Raw genomic sequence first — 20,171 nt, 5'->3', positions numbered from 1 at the left:
CGTCAAGTCATCCGAGAAACGCCGGTCACCCGTCGCATCCGGCACATACTTCACACAGACAACGATCCTCAAGCTCACGCCGGCTCTCCTACCTGGGTGTGCGGTTCGTGGAAACGACGATATGGCACTCAGTACCCTCTGTAAAGGAACGCGGTGCCAAAATGGGGTTTTCGGTGCTACGTTCCCCGCATGACTGACGCACGCAGACCGGCGAAGAAGGCCCCGATGCGGGAGGTGCTCGCGGAGGCGGCCTTCCAGCTCTTCCTTGAGCGGGGCTTCGAGCAGACCACGGTGGACGACATCGTGGCCCGGGCCGGGGTCGGGCGCCGGTCGTTCTTCCGGTACTTCCCCTCCAAGGAGGACGCGGTCTTCCCGGACCACGAGCGGTGCCTCGCCGACATGACCGCGTTCCTCGCGGCGGTGGGCGACGCGGACCCGGTCGACGCGGTGTGCGACGCGGCCCGGCTCGTGCTGCGCATGTACGCCGCCAACCCCGAGTTCTCCGTCCAGCGCTACCGGCTCACCCGAGAGGTGCCGGGGCTGCGGACCTATGAGCTGTCCGTGGTGCGCCGGTACGAGCAGACGCTCGCCGGCTATCTGCGCGGCCGCTACGGCGGCGCGCCGGACGGTGCGCTCCGCGCCGAGGTGATCGCGGCCTCCGTGGTCGCGGCACACAACAACGGGCTGCGCACCTGGCTGCGTTCGGGCGGCGAGGGGGACGCGGAGTCCGCGGTGGACCACGCCCTCGGGCTTGTGCGGAGGGTCTGGGGGAGCGCGGAGGCCGCAGGCGGGTCGGCGCCCTCGGCCGACGGGGACGTGGTGGTGATGGTCGCCGCGCGGAACGCGCCGATGTGGCGTGTGGTCCAGCAGATCGAGTCCGTCATCGGCCAGGAATGACGCCGGAAGTCGCCGTTTTGGCACTGAGTGCCTTTACGATTCGGCACTGAGTGCCCTATGGTGCGGACGCGCCGACCAGCGGCACGTACGGCGCATCGGAGCCGAGCACAGGGGGTCGACCGTGTCCCAGTCGTTGCATGACACCGTGCAGGCGGAGCGTGAAGAAGCCGGCCTGCCCTACCACCGCTGCAGTTGGTGCGGCACGGCCTCGTTCCGGAGGCTGCTGTGCCCGGTGTGCGCGTCGAGCGATCTGAAGCGCGAACACAGCGCCGGCGTGGGCGTCGTGGTGAGGTCCGACGTCGTGCATCGCTACACGGAGGCGGCACGCAACGAGTCGCTCGTGCGGCTTCCCGAGGGTTTCGTGTTCCGTTGCCGTGTCGTGGGAGCGGCGCCGCACCTGGTGGCGGTCGGTGCGCAGGTGCGCCCGCTGGCCGGGGGCGATCCGGACGCCGGTGAAGTGGTCTTCGAGCTCTGCGAGCCGCCGAGGAACGACGACTGGCTCTGAGCGCCCGGCTCCGAGTGCCGGCGTTGTGCGTTCGGTGCCGTGTGCCGTGTGCCGTGTGCCGTGTGCCGTGTGCCGTGTGCCGGGCGCTGTGCGTCCAGTGCTGTGTGTCCGGTTCTGTGTGTCCGACGTCACGTGGGTGGGGTTCTCCGGACACCGAGCAGCCACCTTCCCGCCATGATCGGTTCATCGACTTCCCCGGGGGCCGTGATTGGGTGGGGGCATGACTGATGAACTTCTCGTCGGAATCACCAAAACCGCGGGAATCTCCGAAACCTCCGGAATTGCCGGGCGCGCCGACGGCACCGGACCCGCCGTCCGGCCGGCCGACGTCGAGGAGGCGGTGCGCGCGGCTGCCGCCGCCGAGATCATGCCCCGCCACCGGCAGCTCGCCGCGCACGAGATCGTCGAGAAGAACGGCCCGCACGACCTGGTCACCGTCGCCGACCGCCTGGCCGAGGAACATCTCACCGCCTCGCTGTCCCAGCTCCTGCCCGGCTCGGTGGTGGTCGGGGAAGAGGCGGTCCATGCCGATCCGGCGGTGTACGACGCGCTGAGCGACGACGCGCCGGTGTGGATCGTCGACCCGGTCGACGGCACCCGCCAGTTCGTACGCGGCGAACCGGGATTCTGCACCCTGGTCGCGCTCGCCCACCGTGGGAAGCTCCTCGCCTCCTGGACCTACGCCCCGGCCCTCGACGAGATGGCCGTCGCCGTCCGCGGCCGGGGCGCCACGTTGAACGGCGAGCCGATGCGCTCCGCCGCGACCGTGCCCGGCCCCCTTCTCCAGGTGGCCACCTCGCATCCCGACTACACCACCGACGCGCAGAAGCGGTCCCTGCTGGGCCTGCGCACGGACGGCATCGACGCCCGCCCCTGCGGCTCGGCCGGCCTCGAATACCTCGCCGTCGCACGCGGCGCGCTCGACGCGGTCGCTTTCACCTGGGAGTACGCCTGGGACCACGCGGCCGGTCTGCTGCTCGTCGCCGAGGCGGGCGGTGCCCAGGCCACGCTCTCCGGGGCTCCGTTCCGTATCGCGGGAGGCAACGACCTGCCCTTCACCGCGGGCCGTGACGGAGCGACCGTCGACCGTGTCCTGCGCGCGCTGCGCGAAGGAGCCTGACCGCCCGCCGTGCCGTGCGTCGCGGCCGGGCGGCGGTTTCGTGCGACCGGGCCCACCGTCGGCCCAGGTCCCCGGCCACCGGCCTGAGACCTGCGCGGGTGCGCCGCGGCGGCAGGCGCCCGGATGCCCGGCGAAGTCCGGGCGAGACGTACCACGGGCCCGGCTGCCGTCCGGGGAGATCGCCCGGACCGGGCGGTGGGACGAGTCGGGCGGTGGGACGAGTCGGGCGGCCATGGCCGCGATCCGGGCACGAGATGGGGGCCGCCCGTGCCGCCGGCCCCCGCTGAGCAGGAGAGTTCGGCGTCTCCATCGCGCGGACCCCACCCCCGCCCGCTCCGGCGGAGCCACGCAATATCCTGGGTGTTGCTGGCCGTCGGCTGACGAAGGAGTCCGAAGGTGCCGTCGATGCTCGATGCCGTCGTCGTGGGGGCGGGACCCAATGGACTGACTGCCGCGGCCGAACTGGCCCGGCGCGGTTTCGCCGTGGAGGTCTTCGAAGCGGCCGAGACGGTCGGCGGCGGTGCCCGCACGGAAGAACTCACCTTGCCGGGCTTCCGCCACGACCCCTGTTCCGCCGTTCATCCGCTGGGCATCGGTTCCCCCGCGTTCGCCGACATGCCGCTCGCCCGGCACGGTCTGGAGTGGCTCCAGCCGGAGCTGGCGCTGGCCCACCCGTTCCCGGACGGCTCGGCGGCGGTGCTCACCGGATCGGTGGGGGAGAGCGCCATGTCGCTCGGCGCCCAGGACGCGGGCGCGTACCGCAGACTCGTGGCCCCGTTCCTCGGGCACTGGGACACCCTCGCCGAGGACATGCTGCGCGCCCCGTGGGACGGGCTGCCGCGCGACCCGTACCGCTGGGTGCGCTTCGGACTCGACGCGCTCCAGCCGGCGACGCTGCTCTCCCGCCGCTTCCGGGGCGCGAAGGCGCGCGGGATGCTAGCCGGGCTCGCCGCCCATGCCATCGCGCCCGTCAGCGGCGTGGCCACCGGTGGAATCGCCCTGCTCTTCGCCGTGGCCGCACACGAGAAGGGCTGGCCGGTGCCGCGCGGCGGATCGCAGGCCATCTCCGACGCCCTCGCCTCATACGTCCGCGAACAGGGCGGCACGATCCGCACCGGTACGGAGGTCAGGCGACTCGACGAACTCCCGCCCGCCCGTGCGTACGTCTTCGACACCTCGCCCACCGCCCTTGCCCGCATCGCGGGGCTGGGCCGCGCCTACAGCGGCTATCGGTACGGCGCGTCCTGCTTCAAGATCGATTACGCCCTGTCGGGGCCGGTCCCGTGGACCGCGCCGGAGGCGCGCAGGGCCGGGACGGTCCATATCGGTCCCACCGCCGGTGAGATCGACGCCGCGTTGAGCGCCGCGGTGGCGGGCCTCGACCCCAGTGTGCCTTTCCTGATCACCGCGCAGCCCAGTCTGATCGACCCTTCCCGCGCGCCCGAGGGCCGGCACGTCTTCTGGGCGTACGGTCATGTCCCGGCCGGCTGGGAGGGCGACGCGACCGAGGTGATCGAGCGTCAACTGGAGCGCTTCGCGCCCGGTTTCCGTGATCTGGTGCTGGCCAGGGCGGTGGCCGGTCCGCCTCGGATCGCGGCGCGCAACGCCAACTACGTGGACGGCGACATCGCGTGCGGTGCGTTCGCCGGTCTCCAGACGGTGATCCGGCCCAAACTCGCACGGGTCCCGTACGCGACGGCGCATCCGGCGGTCTTCCTGTGCTCCTCGGCCACCCCGCCCGGCCCGGGTGTGCACGGCATGTCCGGCCACCACGCGGCGAAGGCGGTGTGGAGGCGGCTGCGCGCGATGTCCTGAGGGTTCGTCGACGGGCCGGCCGCTTCGCGCGGCTCGCCCGTTCGGCGCACCGCTCGCGACGTCGCCGCGCGGATGGAGACCGTGTCCCGTGCTCGCGTCGCCCGCCGGTGCCGGTGAAGACGCGGCATCATGGCCGTATGAGCACACCCGGACCCCAGGCCGTCACCGTCACTCTGGTGCGGGGTGACATCACTCGGCAGTCCGTCGACGTCATCGTCAACGCGGCGAATTCCTCGTTGCTCGGCGGAGGTGGGGTCGACGGAGCGATCCACCGGCGCGGCGGACCCGAAATCCTGGCCGCCTGCCGTGAGTTGCGGGCTTCGCGGTACGGGAAGGGGCTGCCCACCGGCCGGGCCGTGGCCACGACCGCGGGGAGGCTGGATGCCCGGTGGGTGGTGCACACCGTGGGACCGGTGTGGAGCGGGGCCGAGGACCGGTCGGAGCTCCTTGCCTCCTGCTATCGGGAATCACTCCGCGCGGCGGCGGAACTGGGGGCGCGGACGGTGGCGTTTCCCGCCATCTCGACGGGGGTCTACCGGTGGCCCATGGACGACGGAGCGCGCATCGCCGTCCGAACGGTCCTGGCGCAGGCCGTCGCGCCGGTCGAAGAGGTGCGGTTCGTGTTGTTCGACGCGCGCGCGTACGCCGCGTTCGAGGAGGCTCTGGCGGCGCACGGCTGACCGTGTGCGTCACGCCCATGCCGTGGTGCGGCAGCCACCGCGTGGCTTCGGCGGAACGGGGACGTGCCCGCCGGGCCACGCGGTGCGCGGTCATCTGTGGGGTAAGGACTGTCCCGTGCTCCCCGGCGGGTGCGCGACGCCGGCTGCGGCGCCTCGCCGCGTTGTCGGAACGTCCGCGGGCATGTCCGGCCGCGTACGCGACGGCGTTCAGGAAACGGGGTCGAGGAACGAGTCGAAGGGGGCGGGAAGCCGCTTCCACGCCTCGGGCCCCGCCGCGTACTCGGCGTCCGTGAGGAGGCAGGAGTCAAGTAGCCGGACCACTCCGTCGCGGTCCAGGGCCGGTGAGGTGAAGACGAGGTGCTGGCAGCGGTCGCCGTGCTCGGGGTGCCAGTCGAGCGCCGCCGCGGCCCTGCGCATCGGCGGCACCAGGTCCCAGGCGGCGTCCGGCAACGACGCCAGCCATGGGCCGGCGGACTCCACGCAGAGCGCTCCGCCCGCCGCGTCCCAGGCCAGAAGGGTGTCGGGCCGGTCGGCGAGCCAGAAGCGGCCCCGGCTGCGTGCCGCCGCGCAGCACAGGTCCTCCAGCGCCTCGTACAGCCGCTCGGGGTGGAACGGGCGGTGGCGGTGCCAGACCAGTGTGGCGACGCCGGCCTCGTCCGCCTCCTGCGGCAGCAGCGCGCAGGCGGGGTGCTGGGCGGCGCCGGCCGACTCCACGTCGAAGCCGTCGAGGACCAGACGCGCCAGTTCCACGGAGTCGGCCGGTACATGACGGGCCGTCGGGTTGAGTTGGGAGAGGAGCGCGCGGTCCGCGTCGTCGGCGGCCTCGTTGGCGACGAGGGCGAGCACGGGCGCGTACTCCACTTGACGTGCCCAGGTGTCGCCCACGGTCCGCCGGTCGCGTGCGGCCGCGGCGAGTCCCGCCTCGGCCAGATCGTCACCGCTCCCGAGATACGGCAGCACGAGCGCGGGGTCGACGGCGGTGATGACGTTGGTGAGTTCGAGCACGTCACCACCGTGCGCGGAGACGACCTCGGCCATCGTGCGGGGCTCGACGGAGTCCCACAGCTCGACGACGGCGGTCCCGGACGGATCGCCGTCCGCCAGCCGTAGCAGCTCGGGAACCAGGTCCTCGCGCAGCGCGCAGCAGGCGCAGTCGTCGACGAGCGGGGTCTTTGTGCGGGAGAGCACGCCGGAGGCGTCCCGCACGATGCGCAGCACCGACCCGTGAGCGGCCTCGGCCAGGTCGTGGTGCAGGGCGACACTGCCGGGGACGGTACGCAGCAGCCGTTCCACGACCTCCCCGCGGGCGTCGGCGTGGAGACCGCCGACGATGACGACGGACAGCCGCGCTCCTCGCCGCGTGGGTTCATTCCGCATCAGTTCACCTCGCGTCGGCCGTACCGGCGCTCGAACCGTTCGACGCGGCCGGCGGTGTCCAGCACGCGGGCGGTCCCTGTGTAGAAGGGGTGGCTCGCGGAGGAGATCTCGACGTCGACCACGGGGTAGGTGTTGCCGTCCTCCCACACGACCGTCCTGTCGCTGGTCGCGGTGGAACGGGTGAGGAAGGCCGAGCCTGCCGCCTTGTCGCGGAAGACGACAGGGCCGTACGGGGGGTGGATGCCTGGCTTCATGACGGGGTCCTTCGGGGCGGGAGGGGGGCGGTCAGCGTTCTTCGCGGAAGTCGACGTGCTTGCGGACGACCGGGTCGTACTTGCGCAGGACCAGGCGCTCGGGGTCGTTGCGGCGGTTCTTGCGGGTGACGTAGGTGTGGCCGGTCCCCGCGGTGGAGCGGAGCCGGACGAGGGGGCGCAGTTCGTTGCGAGCCATGCCGCTACTATATGGCAATGATTTCCATTTCCAACATGCGGTTCGCCGCAGGGACGAGGAGGGCCATGTCCGCCCATTGCCAACTGTCCGGAGCCCGGCCGGGCTTCGGCAACCACATCTCCCACTCGCACCGGCGCACCTCGCGGCGCTTCGATCCCAACATCCAGCGCAAGCGGTACTGGCTGCCGAGCGAGGGGCGGAACATCCGGCTGACGCTCAGCGCGAGGGCGATCAGGACCGTCGATGCCATCGGCATCGAAGCGGCCGTCGCCCGTATCCGGGCCAGGGGGGAGAAGGTCTGATGGCGAAGAAGAGCAAGATCGCGCGAAACGAGAAGCGCAAGGCGGTCGTCGAGCGGTACGCCACGCGCCGCGCCGAGCTGAAGGCGGTCCTGCGGCGGCCGACCAGCACCGACGCCGAACGCCGCGCGGCGGCGGACGAACTCCGGCGTCAGCCACGTGACGCGAGCGCCACCCGGGTGCGGAACCGTGACGCGGTGGACGGCCGGCCGCGTGGGCATCTGCGGAAGTTCGGGCTGTCCCGGGTGCGCGTGCGCGAGCAGGCCCATGCCGGACTGCTGCCGGGAGTCACCAAGTCCTCCTGGTGAGAGGGGGTCCCGGCACCAGCCGTGAGCACCGGGGTGCGAGGCCGGGCCTCGCGCCTTCGGAGCCGCACCGAACCGGGCCGGCGCGACCGGAACCACGCTGGGCGGCCCGGCGGGGAGCCTGCTCGGTGGCGCCGGGGTGCCGGGACCGGCACTCTCATCGTGAGCATCGCCCGCGCCCCGCGCCCCGCGCCCCGCGCCCCGTGCCCCGTGCCCCGTGCCCCGTGCCGCTGCGTGGGGCATGGGGCGGAACGGGCCGGGCGTCCGTCGTCGGTACGACCCGGCCCGATGGGCCGGCATGGGACGCGAACAGAGGGGAGCGGCGGGGCTGAGAGTGAGGGGCGGGGAGGGGAGAGGGGGAGACCGGGCGGTGGAGAGTTGCTGGCAGCGTGAGGTCGATGTCGGATTCTCGCCAGCCCGGGGGCAGCCGGTGGCCCATGCTGGAGGCATGCACACCGACACCGAGCGCTGCGTGCGGGCGGTCCAGTCGAAGGACGCCCGCTTCGACGGCTGGTTCTTCACGGCGGTCCTCACCACCCGGATCTACTGCCGCCCCAGCTGCCCCGTCGTGCCGCCCAAGGTCGAGAACATGACCTTCTACCCCAGCGCCGCCGCCTGCCAGCAGGCCGGATTCCGGGCCTGCAAGCGGTGTCGGCCGGACACCAGTCCCGGCTCACCGGAATGGAACGCCCGCGCCGACTCCGTCGCCCGTGCCATGCGCCTCATCCGGGACGGCGTCGTCGACCGCGAGGGCGTCCCCGGCCTCGCCGCCAGACTCGGCTACTCCGCACGGCAGATCGAGCGCCAGCTGCTCGCCGAGCTGGGCGCCGGACCGCTCGCCCTGGCCCGCGCCCAACGCGCCCAGACCGCGCGCCTGCTCATCGAGACCACCACGCTCCCCATGGCCGAGGTCGCGTTCGCCGCCGGGTTCTCCTCCATCCGCACCTTCAACGACACCGTGCGCGAGGTCTTCGCGCTCGCTCCGGGCGACCTGCGCAACCGAGCCGCCCGGTCCACGGCACCGACGCCCGCTCCAGGCGTGATCGCGCTGCGCCTGCCACACCGGACGCCGCTCAACCCCTCCAACCTCTTCGGCCACCTCGCCGCCACCGCGGTCCCCGGTGTCGAGGAATGGCGCGACGGCGCCTACCGCCGCACGCTCGCCCTTCCGTACGGGCATGGCAGCGTCACCCTCACTCCGCGCTCCCACCACGTCGACTGCCGGCTCTTCCTCACCGACCTCCGTGACCTCACCCTCGCCATCAGCCGCTGCCGCTGGCTGCTCGACCTGGACGCCGACCCGGTGGCCGTCGACGACCGGCTGCGCACCGACCCGCTGCTCGCCCCCCTGGTCGACGCGGGCCCGGGACGACGGGTGCCGCGCACCGTCGACGGCGCGGAGTTCGCCGTGCGGGCCGTGCTCGGCCAGCAGGTCTCGACCGCCGCCGCACGCACCCACGCCGCCCGCCTCGTCACCGCGCACGGTGTACCCGTCGACGACCCGGAGGGCGGCGGCCTCACCCATCTCTTCCCGGCCGCGGACGCGCTCGCCGGGCTCGACCCCGAACGGCTCGCCCTGCCCCGCAGCCGCCGCACCACACTCACCACACTGGTCGGCGCGCTCGCCGATGGGACGCTCCGGCTCGGTCCCGACAGCGACTGGGAGAAGGCACGGACCGAGCTGGCCGCCCTGCCCGGCTTCGGCCCCTGGACCGTCGAGGTGGTCGCGATGCGTGCGCTCGGCGACCCGGACGCCTTCCTCCCCACCGACCTCGGCATCCGCCGAGCCGCCGCGGAACTCGGCCTCCCGTCCACGCCCGCCGCCCTCACCGCTCGCGCTGCGGCCTGGCGGCCCTGGCGGGCGTACGCGGTCCAGTACCTCTGGACCGTCGACGACCACCCCATCAACCATCTGCCCGTATGAACCAGTTGGGACGATCCACCATGACGACCTCGACGTCCGCACCCGCGACTCCCCGGCGGCTCCGGACAACCGGCCACCGGCGGCACACCGTCGTCGACAGCCCCTACGGCCCGCTGACGCTCGTCGCCACCGACGGCGTCCTGTCGGGCCTCTACATGATCGGGCAACGCCACCGCCCGCCCGAGGAGACCTTCGGCGAGCCCGACCCGCGCCCCTTCACGGAGGCCGTCCGCCAGCTCGACGCCTACTTCGCCGGTGAACTGCGCGAGTTCGACCTGCCGTTGTGCCTGGACGGCACCCCGTTCCAGCGCAGCGTCTGGGCGCAGCTCCAGCTGATCCCGTACGGCGAGACGCGTTCGTACGGCGAACTGGCCACCAGCCTCGGAAAGCCGGGCGCCTCCCGCGCGGTGGGCCTGGCCAACGGCAAGAACCCGGTGGGCATCATCGTCCCCTGCCACCGTGTCGTCGGCGCCTCCGGCAGCCTCACCGGCTACGGCGGCGGACTCGACCGCAAGCAGCGGTTGCTCGCCTTCGAGAAGGGCGGACGGGGCGACACCCCGGACCTCTCCCTGTTCTGACGTGGCCCGGGTCTCCGACGCGGTCCGGGCCCTGACGCCGTGCCGGCGGACGGATCGACGGTGGGCGGATCGGCGGGGGCGGGGCGTCGGTGGGCGGGGCGGGCTCGGACCGGGCACGATCCGGTTGGCGCCGGGCCGGCCCGGCGCCTCGCCGGTGGGGGCCGGATCCATGCCGGGAACGGGCCCCGGGGCCGCGCCCCCCGGAACGATTCCGCTCGGGCCGCCCCGGGGGCGCTCCCGCCCCGCCCCCCGGGGGGGCGTACGGACCGGACACGGCGTGTGAGATCAACCGGTGAAGATCTCCACCACGGTCCAGATCGCCAGCCCCAACATGCAGAGTCCGCCGATCCGCTGAACCGTCCCGAGCGGCACCCGCTTCGCGATGAACTGCCCCGCGAGCAGCGCCAGCGCCGAGACCGACATCAGCGCGGCCGCCGAACCGATCGCCGTGGACCATGTGCCGTCGCTCGCGGCGAGGTTGGCCGTGGTGATCTGCGTCAGGTCGCCCCATTCGCTGATGAAGACCGCCATGAACGCCGTCGAGTAGACCGGCCAGAACCCGGTCACCGTCTTGGTACCGTCCTCGTCCTCGTCGTCGCCGCCTCCGGAGCGCAGCAGCATGAACGCGCCGAGCGCGAACAAGGACGCCGAGACGATCTTGACGATCCAGTCCGGCAGCAGCCCGATCAGGCTGCCCGCCCCGACGGCGATGGCGACGTGCACGATGAACGCGGTCGACGTGCCGAACCAGACGTACAGCGGGCGCATGCGGGTGCCCATGGCGAGGGACGCGAACATCGTCTTGTCGGGCAGCTCGGCGAGAAAGATCAGCCCGAAGGCGGTGATGATCGCCAGGGGGTCGAGGTGCATTCCGGGTGGCTTTCTGTGAGAGCCGGGCCCCGGGCCTTCGCGAAGCGCCACTGGGGCTGTCCGGAGGACCACTCGGCCCGGCACGACGTCGACACCCGCGGGGTGCGGGCGCGTCATACCTGACCGAAGGTCTCGCCCGCCCATGACACCTTCACGGGCCCGGCCACCGGGAACCCGAAGGTTCCAGTGTGTCGACGACCGGTTCGCGGGGCTACTCCCCTTCGCAACCGCCCACACTACCCCACCGCTCACCGAGGGAGCGCAGGTGTGCGATCCGGTGCGGGGCCGGTACAGTCCGCGGTGATCATCAGTCCTTTGCCGATCGTCCCGGCCGTCCTCGGGAGCGTCCCCGCATGAGCCGTCGCACGCCCAGGCCCGCCCCCGCCCGGGGCGCCTCCCGGCCCACCGTCAGCGTCTGCCGCGGCTGCTGCTGCGGAACGCCGAAGATCCCCGGTGTGGACCACGCCGGTCAGCTCGCCGAACTGCGCCGGACGCTCGCCGGTGTGGCCGTGGTCCGCGCCGTGGACTGCCTGGACGCCTGCGAGCAGGCCAACGTCGTCGTCGTGCAGCCCTCGGCGCAGGGCCGTGCGGTCGGCGGACGACCGGTCTGGCTCGGGCTCGTCAACGACCCGGACGCCGTGACGGACATAGCCGCCTGGGCCGAGGCGGGCGGGCCGGGGCTGGCGGACCTCCCCGGGATCCTCGATCTCTACACGTTCCGCCCCTCCCGCCGCGTCCGGCAGGAACAGGAGGAACGGGCGGAACGCGAGGACTGAGCGACGCGCTCCGGCCGGGTCACGTCCTCGCGGCCGGTCCGAGCACGGTCGCCGTCGTAGCAAGCGCAGGGGGCGCATCCGCGGTTTCGGCCAACATCGGGCGCATCACTCACATCGGCCACAGCGGCCGCTCAGCTCAGGGACCCCGTTTCCGCTCCCCGCCCTCGTCGCCGTCCGCGCTCGGGGCCGGGGCGGCCGTCAGCCGCCTCAGCAGCGTGGGAAGGGCCGTTCCGATCGGCTCGCGAATGGTCTGGTCGGCCAGTTCGTCGTACGGCGTGGGCTCGGCGTTCATCACGATCAGCCGAGCCCCGTGCTCCACCGCGATCCCTGCCAGCGAGGCGGCGGGCTGCACCTGGAGCGTCGTCCCGACCGCGATGAACACCTCGCACGCCTTGGCGATCGCCATCGCATCGCTCAGGACCACGGGGTCGAGCCGTTCGCCGAACATGATCGTGGCCGACTTCAGAATGCCGCCGCAGTTCCCGCACGGCGGATCGGCCTCGCCCGCCTCGACCCGCGTCAGGGCCTCGGCCATGGGGGAGCGGGCGTGGCAGCGGGTACAGGCCACCTCACGTGCCGTTCCGTGCAGTTCCAGAACCTTTCGAGCGGGGAGACCGGCCAACTGGTGCAGCCCATCGACGTTCTGCGTGATCACCCGCACCGGGACGCCGGAGCGCTCCAGCTCCGCCACCGCCCGGTGGGCCGCGTTGGGTCGCGCGTTCCAGGTCGCACTGGCGCGGCGCATCTGCCAGGAACGCCTGCGGATCTCCGGATCGTTCATGTAGCAGTCGTAGGTGACGAGCTTCTCGGCCTCCGGGTCCTTGCGCCAGAGCCCGTTGGGCCCGCGGTAGTCGGGAATGCCGGAATCCGTGGAAATACCGGCGCCGCTGAGGATCGCGACGAGAGTCATGGTCACGAGCGTACGTAGCGCCGGGCGACATGCGCGAGGGCGTTTCGCCCGGTGCGGAACGAGACGGGGCAGGGCCGGATGGGGCCGGACCGGGCGGACGGGGCCGCGCCTCGGACGGGGGGCTGCGCGGTGTCGGATCGCGCCGGACAAGGGGAGGAGGGGGGAGATGGACGGGCCGCCGGGGGACGGGGGGGTTGTGTCCGGCCCCCCCAACTCAGGCCCCCAACGGCCCGCGGGCGCCGTCGCGACGGCGCCCGCCCCGGCGGGTCAGGCCCCGGGGGTCACGGGACTGAACGGCGACGGGGTCCGGCCGGTCCAGGTGTTCAGCACCGCGCGGGCGGTCTGCTTGGTGACCCCGCCGTCCTGGACGGTGCCGCTCCGCACCACGTAGAACCGTCCGTCGTCGAGCGAGACCAGTCCGTACTGCCCGTACTGGTCCGGTGCCGGCCATCCGTACGTACCGGTCGCCGTGTCGTGGGCGCCCTCGCGCAGCAAGGGGAGGAGCAGCCCGCGTTCCGGGGTCCGCTGCCCCCGGACGAGCCCGCGCACCGGCTTCTTCGCACCGTCCAGCGCGAAGACCGAGTAGTTCGGGAAGCCGGGTTTGGTGCCCCGGTAGACGGCCATCAGCCAGTTGCCGCTGTGTCCGTCGTACTCCAGGTTCTGCACGCCGTACGTGGTGTTCCCGGTGTACGCGAAGAACTTGCCGTCGACGCGGGCGGGGCCGCTGGTGTGCGGGGCGGACTCGGTCAGGGGGCGCTCGTACTTCCGCCACCGAGTCACGTCGTACTGGAGGAGCACCTGGTGGTCGTTGTCCGTGCGGTCCCGGTTGGCGTACACGCCGTACGCGACCGTCAGCCTCCGCTCGCCGTGCTTGCCGCGCCCGTCACCGAACGCCGGGCCGAAGGCGACGCCGTCGATGCCGCTGCAGCCGTAGCGGTGGTCGGGGGTGTCGGCCGTGTCGCCGTCGAACACGCCGTCTCCGTTCATGTCGGCGGTGAAGTCCTTCACGACCTCCTTCAGATGGACGGTCGAGACGACACCCGTGGACTGGGCATCCATGTTCATGCGGGTGATGCGGTCCACGTCGAGGATCGCGATGTAGAAGGACTTCGCCTTCTTGTACTCCAGTGAGCCGTAGACCCGGCCGTCCTTCTCGTTGAAGTCCAGATCGCCGAGATGGCCGGTGAAACCGGTGACCGAGCCGACCGGATTGCCCTTGAGGTCGGTCTTGACCAGCAGATTGGTCATCGAGAAGTACATGAAACCCTTGCGGCGGTCGATGGCCGCGCCCTGGACATGGCCCGAGCGCCAGGCACCGCCGTCGACCGACGGCGGCGCCGCGCGATGGGGGGCCGGGGCGGGCACCGGCCGCGCGGCCGAGGTCGACGCCGTGGCGACGACCGCCGTACAGGCGAACACCGCGACGACTGCTGCCGTGAACCCACCGAACCGATCCGTGCGCTTGCGCATGACCCCTCCCCTGTCGTGGAGTTCGGATGATGCAGGCCGAGCGTGCACTGCGGACGACAAGCGCGTGAATTCACGCTTCCGAGAGCGGCGGACCGGCTTACCAGCTGACGGATGATCAGGAAAACGGCCGCCACGGCGGTCCCGGTTCATGTGCGGCGGACGGGTCATTCGCGGCGCAGTCGTGCCTTGGGGGACGTGCGCCCCGGTGGTTCCGCAGGCTCAGGTGGCACCGTGGCCCTCCCGCAGGCCCGGCTGATTCCGTGGGTCCTGGCCGTCCCACAGGCCCGGGGGATTCCGTAGGGCGCAGCAGCCCAGCAGCCCAGCAGCCCAGCAGTCCAGCAGTCCAGCAGTCCAGCAGTCCAGCAGGCCGGCAGGCCGGCAGGCCGGGGGAGCCCGGAGGCGTCGACGACTCCGGAGGACCGGTCGATCCCGCACCCCGTCGCCCCGGGTCCAGGCGTCCATCGGGCCGGACCGGCTCTGCCCGCCGGACCGGCCCTGCCGACCGCTCGGGTCAGCCGGTCACCGGACGGCCGTCCTCCAGTTCTGCCGTGCCGCTCCCCGAGTCGAGCACCTCCAGCGCCGCCCTCAGACGCAGCGCGAGGCCGCCCGGCAGATAACGGTCGAGCTCGCCGCGCTCGACGAGATCCCAGGACAGCAGCTCCTCCTCCTGGAGCCGGATCTCCTTCAGCTCCGCATCGCCGAGCACCCCGCCGTCGTAGAGGTACGCGGCGATGGGCGGACGCCCCGGACCGCGCGCCCAGTCGACCGCGAGCAGCCGTCCCGGCGGCAGATCGAGCCCGATCTCCTCGGCCGTCTCGCGCCGCGCGGCCTGCCGGGGACTCTCACCCTCGTCGGACTCGACGGTTCCGCCGGGCAGCGCCCAGCCGTCGCGGTAGTTCGGCTCGACGAGCATGATCCGGCCGCGGGCATCGCGGAACACCGTGGCCGCGGCGGCCAGCACCCGGGGCAGCCCCGCGATGTAGGTGGCGTAGTCAGTGGTGGTCACGCGGGGCAGCGTAATCGGACCCCACGGACGCGCGACGGCCCTGGGCAGCGGGGATGCGCTGCGGATAGGGTCGGGGCGGCGCGACTGCCTGTTCGAAAGCAAGGGGTTCAAGGTGGCGGACGGAGCAGTGATGGAGACCGCGGACGTGCTCGTCGCGGCGGACAAGTTCAAGGGATCGCTCACGGCCGCGCAGGTCGCTGAGCGGGTGACGGCCGGGCTGCGGCGCGTCGTCCCAGGGGTACGGGTTGAGGCACTTCCGGTGGCGGACGGCGGCGACGGCACGGTGGCGGCGGCGGTGGCCGCCGGGTTCGAGCGCCGCGAGGCGCGGGTGACCGGGCCGCTCGGGGAGCCGGTGACGGCGGCGTACGCGCTGCGCGGCACCACCGCCGTGGTGGAGATGGCCGAGGCGTCGGGCCTCCAGCACCTCCCCGAGGGAGTGTTCGCCCCGCTCACGGCCACCACGTACGGCTCGGGCGAACTGCTGGCGGCGGCGCTCGACGCGGGTGCCCGCACGATCGTGTTCGGCGTGGGCGGCAGTGCGACCACGGACGGCGGCGCGGGCATGCTGGCCGCGCTCGGCGCCCGCTTCCTGAAGGCGGACGGCGAGCCTGTCGGACCTGGTGGCGGCGGTCTCGCCGATCTCGCCGAGGCGGATCTGTCCGGCCTCGACCCGCGCATGGCCGATGTGGATCTGATCCTCGCCAGCGATGTGGACAATCCGCTGACCGGCCCCAAGGGCGCTCCCGAGGTCTACGGTCGGCAGAAGGGCGCCACCGACGAGGACATCGCGGTCCTCGATGCCGCGCTGGACCACTACGCGTCCGTCCTCGGCCCCGACCACGCCCTGCGGCCCGGGGCGGGCGCGGCGGGCGGCATCGGTTACGGGGCGCTGGTCGCCCTCGGCGCGCGGTTCCGGCCCGGTATCGAGGTCATGCTCGACGTCCTGGGCTTCGCCCCCGCGCTGGCACGGGCCACACTGGTTATCACCGGTGAGGGCTCGCTCGACGAGCAGACCCTGCACGGCAAGGCCCCGGCGGGCGTGGCCGCGGCGGCCCGCGCGGCGGGCGTCGAGGTCGTGGCGGTCTGTGGCCGGCTCGCCCTGACGCCCGAGGCGCTGACCGGCGCGGGAATCAGCCGTGCGTACGCGCTGGCGGACCTGGAACCGGACCCCGCCGTCTCCATGGCCCAGGCAGGGCCGCTGCTGGAACGGGCTGCCGAGGCGATCGCCCGCGACTTCCTGCGGTAACCCGGTTCCGTATCCGCGGCGCCGACGGCCCGTGCCCGTAGTCGTCCGTACCGAGGGTGGCCGCGCCGGTGGCCCGTGCCCGCGGCGGTCGGCCCGCACCCATGGCGCCTGTGCCACGCCGGGCCCCGGCCCCCCTCGGGTCAGCCGGGGGCCGGCGCTGTGTCCTGACCGTCCCCGATGTCCGTGCCGGACCGCTCGGCGCCCGCGTCCGCACCCGTCCCGACGGAGCCCCTGCCCGTCGGTGGACGGTCCGTGTCGCTCTGCGCGACGTCCGCGTCCGTCTGCCGGCCATCGCCGAGCAGATCCGCCAGGCACCGCAGCTCCACCGGAAGGTCGCGGCGCCACGCCATCGTGACGAACGGGGCGAGAATGATCATGCCGCCGTCCAGGTGGGGTCTGACCGACACCTGGACCATCGTGCCCCGCCGGTTCGGACTGAGCCGGAACTCCAGTTCCGGTGAGTGCCGGCCCAGCGGGGTCCACATCCGCGCGCCACGGAAGGCCAGATACTCCACGGGTGTGCTCGCGGTGCAGGTGAGGCGGTGCGCCCGCCGCCTGCCCGGGAACTTGCAGAGGTATTCGTCGCCGAGTTCCGTGGCGACGGGGCCGTCGAGCACCTGGTCTATGCTCGACGACCACACGGCCAGGTTCCGTGGATCCCGGAGGTACGAGAAGATCTCCTCCGCGGGGCGGGACACATGGACATGCGCAGACACACGGGGCATGGCTCCACCTCTTACGGCGCCCGGCCGCCCCACCTTCGGCCTCCGGGCGCCCTCGTCGCGGTGCCGTTCGCCCATCAGCCTGCTTCTCGTTCCGGGTACGCGCACGCCTCGCACGGCCGATGGAGTGATTCCTGGGCCTCGGACCGCCGCCGTGCCGAAGGGCTTCCCACGAAGTCGTCCGGTCCTCTGGTATGAGCGAGCGGCGTCTGCCGGGTGCGAGCAGTGCCCGGGGCGCGTACGCGGCGTCCGGGTGTTCCCGCGCGGGCGGCGCCGAGCCGCCCCGTACACACGGGTGCGCGGGGCGGCGTACCCGGCCCCTCCCGGTCCGCCGAGCGGGACCGGGAGGGGCCGGGCGGCGTCCCGAGGCCCGCGAGGTTGCCGCTCCCTTCCGGCCGCCGCACGCTGGACGTGTGGCTGTTCCAGCACCCTCCCCGGCCGAGCAGGGCGGCTGGGCCGTCCGGACCCCGGGCCCGATCGGCACCGGCCCGCTGGAGCGTGTGCGGCGTGCCGAACCCGTGCCCGGCCCGGGGGAGCTGCTGCTGGACGTGGAGGCGTGCGGGGTCTGCCGTACGGACCTCCACCTGGCCGAGGGCGACCTTCCACCGCACCGTCCGGGCACCGTCCCCGGGCACGAGATCGTCGGCCGGGTTTCGGCGGTCGGCGACGGCGTCCGCCGGTTCCGGGTCGGTGACCGGGTGGGCGGGGCATGGCTGCGCGGTACGTGCGGAAGCTGCCGGTACTGCCGGGCCGGGCGGGAGAACCTCTGCCCGCGATCCGTCTACACCGGCTGGGATGCGGACGGCGGCTTCGCCACGACCACGGTGGTGCCCGAGGACTTCGCCTACATACTTCCCGACGACCAGGACGCCGCCCATCTCGCCCCACTACTCTGCGCCGGCATCATCGGATACCGCTCCCTGCGGCGCAGCGCGCTCCCGGAGGGCGGTCGTCTCGGCATCTACGGCTTCGGCGCGTCGGCCCACCTCGCGGCCCAGGTGGCGCTCGCCGAGGGTGCCACCGTCCATGTGCTGACCCGCTCGGCGAGCGCCCGCGCACTCGCGCTGGAGCTGGGCGCGGCCTCGGCGGGCGGCGCGTACGACCGGCCGCCGGAACCGCTGGACTCGGCGATCCTGTTCGCACCCGTCGGGGACCTGGTGCCGGTGGCGCTGGAGGCCCTGGACAGATCGGGGACGCTCGCGGTCGCCGGTATCCATCTGTCGGACGTTCCCGTGCTGAACTACCAGCGCCATCTCTTCCAGGAACGCGACCTGCGCAGTGTCACCTCCAACACCCGTGAGGACGGGCGGGAGTTCCTCGCCCTGGCCCGGCGCATCGGCATCCGGGTCACCGTGAGCCCCTATCCGCTGAGCCGGGCCGACCAGGCCCTGGCCGACCTGGCCGCCGACCGGGTGCACGGGGCCGCCGTGCTCGTGCCCGGCTGACGCGCCCGTCGCGCCGTCCCCCGCCGTTCCGGTGGGTGCGGTCGGGGCGCGTACATCTCCCGAGCACACGAGAGGGCCCCGGATGCTTCCCTTGGATTCAAGGGGTCCTCGCAACTCCCACAGATCGCGGATGTTGCGAAGACCGTGAGAACCCAAGCCCGCATCCGGGGCCCTCTCGCGCGTCGGTGCCCTCCCGCTACGGCAGCTGGGCGGCCCGCGCCTCGCGCCGGTTGTCCCGGAAGGTGTTCACCCGCCGGGCCGTCGCGAAGAGCGGAATGACCGCACCCAGAACCACCTGGAGGGCACAGCCGGTCTGGAGGAGCAGCTGTCCGCCGGGGGCGTCGAGCGCCCACGCGGCCAGCAGACCCATTGCGGAGATGATCCAGCTGAGCATCGCCACCGCGAGAATGCCCCGCGGCTTCGGGTACTCGACCCGGCTGACCATCAGCCACGCCACCCCGACGATCGCGAGCAGCGTCGGCACGAAGGGCAGCTCCAGGAGCACGATCGAGACGACCGTGAGCGCTCCGAAGGGGCTCGGCATGCCCTGGAACATGCCGTCCTTCATGGTCACGCAGGAGAATCTGGCGAGTCTGAGCACCACCGCCAGCAGCACCACGATCGCCGCCAGCGCGGACACCCGCTGGTGTGCGTCGTCGGCGACCATGCCGTACACCAGGACGAAGTACGCCGGGGCGAGCCCGAAGCTGATCAGGTCCGAGAGATTGTCCAGCTCGGCCCCCATCGGCGAGGAACGCAGCTTGCGCGCCACGAGTCCGTCGCAGAGGTCGAACACCGCCGCCAGCAGCATCAGGATCACGGCCGTGGCCGCGGAGTGCCGCGCCATGCCGCTCTCGTCGCCGCCCGTGAGGTGCGGGATGAGGATCCCGGTGGTGGTGAAGTACACCGCCATGAAGCCGCAGGTGGCGTTGCCCAGGGTGAGAGTGTCCGCTATCGAAAGCCGCAGAGAGAGCGGCATGTCCTCGCCGACGTCCTCCTCGGACTCCGAGTCCTGCGCCCAGTCGGTCCGTGAGTCGGGATCAATCACGGTCAATTCGAGTCACCCCCGCGGTAGTGGCCTGGCCGACCTCGACCGCGACCTCGACACCCTCCGGAAGATACAGGTCGACCCGGGAGCCGAAACGGATCAGCCCGATGCGTTCGCCCTGCTCCACCTTCGTACCCTGCGGCACGTAGGGGACGATGCGACGCGCGACCGCGCCCGCGATCTGCACCATCTCGATGTCGCCGAGCTCGGTGTCGAAGTGCCAGACCACGCGCTCGTTGTTCTCGCTCTCCTTATTGAAAGCGGGAACGAACCCACCGGGGACATGCTCGACGGAGGTCACGGTGCCGGCCAGGGGCGCACGGTTCACGTGGACGTTCAGCGGGCTCATGAAGATCGCGACGCGGGTGCGCCCGTCCTTCCACGGCATGATGCTCTGCACCACGCCGTCGGCCGGGGAGATGACCCGACCCTGCGTGATCTCGCGCTCGGGGTCCCGGAAGAACCACAGCATGCCCGCCGCGAGCGCGGTGGTGGGCACGGCCACCGCGGCCCAGCGCCCGGACTTGCGGGCCCGGGTGAGGCTGAGCGCCGCGGTGGCGACGGTGGGAATGAGCCACGGCGAAGCTCCGCGTGCAAGGCGGACACCGCCGCGCGGTGCAGAGGTTTGGCTGTCGGGCATGGAAGACCTTCGTAGCGGATGATGCCGCGCTGGCAACGGGGGACGGCGGCTTTCCGGCGATGTTATCGGTTGCGAGCCGTAACTGGGC

The 20,171-nt window shown here is 72.6% G+C and carries 22 protein-coding genes; 12 read left to right on the top strand and 10 right to left on the bottom strand.

Annotation, left to right across the window (positions count from 1 at the left end):
* Positions 1-225 precede the first annotated feature (225 nt).
* The 5 genes from ACIHCL_RS24015 (at position 226) to ACIHCL_RS23995 (ending at position 5,017) form a co-directional block, all read left to right on the top strand.
* Positions 226-897 carry a TetR family transcriptional regulator gene (locus ACIHCL_RS24015; RefSeq protein ID WP_399864621.1) on the top strand — a complete coding sequence of 224 codons (672 nt, stop codon included), beginning with the start codon at positions 226-228 and terminating at the stop codon, positions 895-897.
* 121 nt (positions 898-1,018) lie between these two features.
* Positions 1,019-1,402, top strand: coding sequence for a hypothetical protein (locus ACIHCL_RS24010; protein WP_399864620.1), 384 nt, complete (start codon positions 1,019-1,021; stop codon positions 1,400-1,402).
* Positions 1,403-1,622: 220 nt separating this feature from the next.
* The gene (locus tag ACIHCL_RS24005) at positions 1,623-2,522 is read left to right on the top strand and encodes an inositol monophosphatase family protein (protein WP_399864619.1); all 900 of its coding nucleotides are present in this window, start codon (positions 1,623-1,625) and stop codon (positions 2,520-2,522) included.
* A gap of 396 nt (positions 2,523-2,918) precedes the next feature.
* Complete coding sequence (locus tag ACIHCL_RS24000; protein WP_399864618.1) at positions 2,919-4,337, top strand: phytoene desaturase family protein; 1,419 nt, start codon at positions 2,919-2,921, stop codon at positions 4,335-4,337.
* Between the two features lie 137 nt (positions 4,338-4,474).
* Positions 4,475-5,017 (top strand): O-acetyl-ADP-ribose deacetylase, encoded by a 543-nt coding sequence (locus tag ACIHCL_RS23995; RefSeq protein WP_399864616.1) that lies wholly within the window; start codon positions 4,475-4,477, stop codon positions 5,015-5,017.
* 207 nt (positions 5,018-5,224) lie between these two features.
* On the opposite strand, the gene ACIHCL_RS23990 is transcribed toward ACIHCL_RS23995, so the two are convergent.
* The 3 genes from ACIHCL_RS23990 to rpmG are packed head-to-tail and all read right to left on the bottom strand — an operon-like array spanning position 5,225 to position 6,844.
* Positions 5,225-6,394: a CobW family GTP-binding protein gene (locus ACIHCL_RS23990; RefSeq protein ID WP_399864615.1), complete on the bottom strand. Its 1,170-nt coding sequence runs from the start codon at positions 6,392-6,394 to the stop codon at positions 5,225-5,227.
* Positions 6,394-6,648 (bottom strand): type B 50S ribosomal protein L31, encoded by a 255-nt coding sequence (locus ACIHCL_RS23985; protein WP_399864614.1) that lies wholly within the window; start codon positions 6,646-6,648, stop codon positions 6,394-6,396. Before ACIHCL_RS23985 ends, ACIHCL_RS23990 begins: the two co-directional genes overlap by 1 nt.
* A 31-nt stretch (positions 6,649-6,679) precedes the next feature.
* Positions 6,680-6,844: a 50S ribosomal protein L33 gene (rpmG, locus tag ACIHCL_RS23980; protein WP_399864613.1), complete on the bottom strand. Its 165-nt coding sequence runs from the start codon at positions 6,842-6,844 to the stop codon at positions 6,680-6,682.
* A gap of 65 nt (positions 6,845-6,909) precedes the next feature.
* Here rpmG and rpmB point away from each other — a divergent pair, with 65 nt between their 5' ends.
* The 4 genes from rpmB (at position 6,910) to ACIHCL_RS23960 (ending at position 9,950) form a co-directional block, all read left to right on the top strand.
* On the top strand, positions 6,910-7,146 hold the full coding sequence (rpmB, locus tag ACIHCL_RS23975; RefSeq protein WP_399864612.1) for a 50S ribosomal protein L28: 237 nt from the start codon (positions 6,910-6,912) through the stop codon (positions 7,144-7,146).
* Complete coding sequence (gene rpsN / locus ACIHCL_RS23970; RefSeq protein ID WP_399864610.1) at positions 7,146-7,451, top strand: 30S ribosomal protein S14; 306 nt, start codon at positions 7,146-7,148, stop codon at positions 7,449-7,451. The genes rpmB and rpsN overlap by 1 nt, the downstream gene beginning before the upstream one ends.
* Positions 7,452-7,896: 445 nt before the next feature.
* On the top strand, positions 7,897-9,372 hold the full coding sequence (locus ACIHCL_RS23965; protein WP_399864609.1) for an AlkA N-terminal domain-containing protein: 1,476 nt from the start codon (positions 7,897-7,899) through the stop codon (positions 9,370-9,372).
* A 20-nt stretch (positions 9,373-9,392) separates the two neighbouring features.
* On the top strand, positions 9,393-9,950 hold the full coding sequence (locus ACIHCL_RS23960; RefSeq protein ID WP_399864607.1) for a methylated-DNA--[protein]-cysteine S-methyltransferase: 558 nt from the start codon (positions 9,393-9,395) through the stop codon (positions 9,948-9,950).
* Positions 9,951-10,235: 285 nt separating this feature from the next.
* On the opposite strand, the gene ACIHCL_RS23955 is transcribed toward ACIHCL_RS23960, so the two are convergent.
* Positions 10,236-10,820, bottom strand: coding sequence for a TMEM165/GDT1 family protein (locus ACIHCL_RS23955; RefSeq protein ID WP_399864605.1), 585 nt, complete (start codon positions 10,818-10,820; stop codon positions 10,236-10,238).
* Between the two features lie 353 nt (positions 10,821-11,173).
* On the opposite strand from ACIHCL_RS23955, the gene ACIHCL_RS23950 reads away from it, so the two are divergent.
* Positions 11,174-11,596, top strand: coding sequence for a (2Fe-2S) ferredoxin domain-containing protein (locus ACIHCL_RS23950; protein ID WP_399864603.1), 423 nt, complete (start codon positions 11,174-11,176; stop codon positions 11,594-11,596).
* A gap of 136 nt (positions 11,597-11,732) precedes the next feature.
* Here ACIHCL_RS23950 and ACIHCL_RS23945 read toward each other — a convergent pair whose 3' ends face one another.
* From ACIHCL_RS23945 to ACIHCL_RS23935, 3 genes are all read right to left on the bottom strand, one after another.
* The gene (locus tag ACIHCL_RS23945; RefSeq protein ID WP_399864602.1) at positions 11,733-12,506 is read right to left on the bottom strand and encodes an SIR2 family NAD-dependent protein deacylase; all 774 of its coding nucleotides are present in this window, start codon (positions 12,504-12,506) and stop codon (positions 11,733-11,735) included.
* A gap of 267 nt (positions 12,507-12,773) precedes the next feature.
* On the bottom strand, positions 12,774-13,976 hold the full coding sequence (locus ACIHCL_RS23940; RefSeq protein WP_399864601.1) for a hypothetical protein: 1,203 nt from the start codon (positions 13,974-13,976) through the stop codon (positions 12,774-12,776).
* A gap of 511 nt (positions 13,977-14,487) precedes the next feature.
* Positions 14,488-14,982 (bottom strand): NUDIX domain-containing protein, encoded by a 495-nt coding sequence (locus ACIHCL_RS23935; RefSeq protein ID WP_399864600.1) that lies wholly within the window; start codon positions 14,980-14,982, stop codon positions 14,488-14,490.
* A 130-nt stretch (positions 14,983-15,112) separates the two neighbouring features.
* Here ACIHCL_RS23935 and ACIHCL_RS23930 point away from each other — a divergent pair, with 130 nt between their 5' ends.
* Positions 15,113-16,228 (top strand): glycerate kinase, encoded by a 1,116-nt coding sequence (locus ACIHCL_RS23930; protein WP_399864599.1) that lies wholly within the window; start codon positions 15,113-15,115, stop codon positions 16,226-16,228.
* A 140-nt stretch (positions 16,229-16,368) separates the two neighbouring features.
* On the opposite strand, the gene ACIHCL_RS23925 is transcribed toward ACIHCL_RS23930, so the two are convergent.
* A complete protein-coding gene (locus tag ACIHCL_RS23925) occupies positions 16,369-16,953 on the bottom strand; it encodes an SRPBCC family protein (protein ID WP_399864598.1) in 585 nt (194 codons plus the stop codon).
* Between the two features lie 410 nt (positions 16,954-17,363).
* Here ACIHCL_RS23925 and ACIHCL_RS23920 point away from each other — a divergent pair, with 410 nt between their 5' ends.
* Entirely contained in the window at positions 17,364-18,395 is a 1,032-nt protein-coding gene (locus tag ACIHCL_RS23920) for a zinc-binding alcohol dehydrogenase family protein (protein ID WP_399864596.1), read from the top strand.
* A 196-nt stretch (positions 18,396-18,591) separates the two neighbouring features.
* Here ACIHCL_RS23920 and pssA read toward each other — a convergent pair whose 3' ends face one another.
* Together pssA and ACIHCL_RS23910 are read right to left on the bottom strand one after the other, a co-directional pair.
* Complete coding sequence (gene pssA / locus ACIHCL_RS23915; RefSeq protein WP_399864636.1) at positions 18,592-19,374, bottom strand: CDP-diacylglycerol--serine O-phosphatidyltransferase; 783 nt, start codon at positions 19,372-19,374, stop codon at positions 18,592-18,594.
* Between the two features lie 61 nt (positions 19,375-19,435).
* Positions 19,436-20,083 carry a phosphatidylserine decarboxylase gene (locus ACIHCL_RS23910; protein ID WP_399864594.1) on the bottom strand — a complete coding sequence of 216 codons (648 nt, stop codon included), beginning with the start codon at positions 20,081-20,083 and terminating at the stop codon, positions 19,436-19,438.
* Between the last annotated feature and the right edge of the window lie 88 nt (positions 20,084-20,171).

Origin of the sequence: Streptomyces sp. NPDC052042 (genome assembly GCF_044548345.1) — a bacterium.
GTDB lineage: Bacteria > Actinomycetota > Actinomycetes > Streptomycetales > Streptomycetaceae > Streptomyces.
Note: the sequence above shows the minus strand (reverse complement) of the source record. Positions and strands in the feature narration are given on the sequence as shown.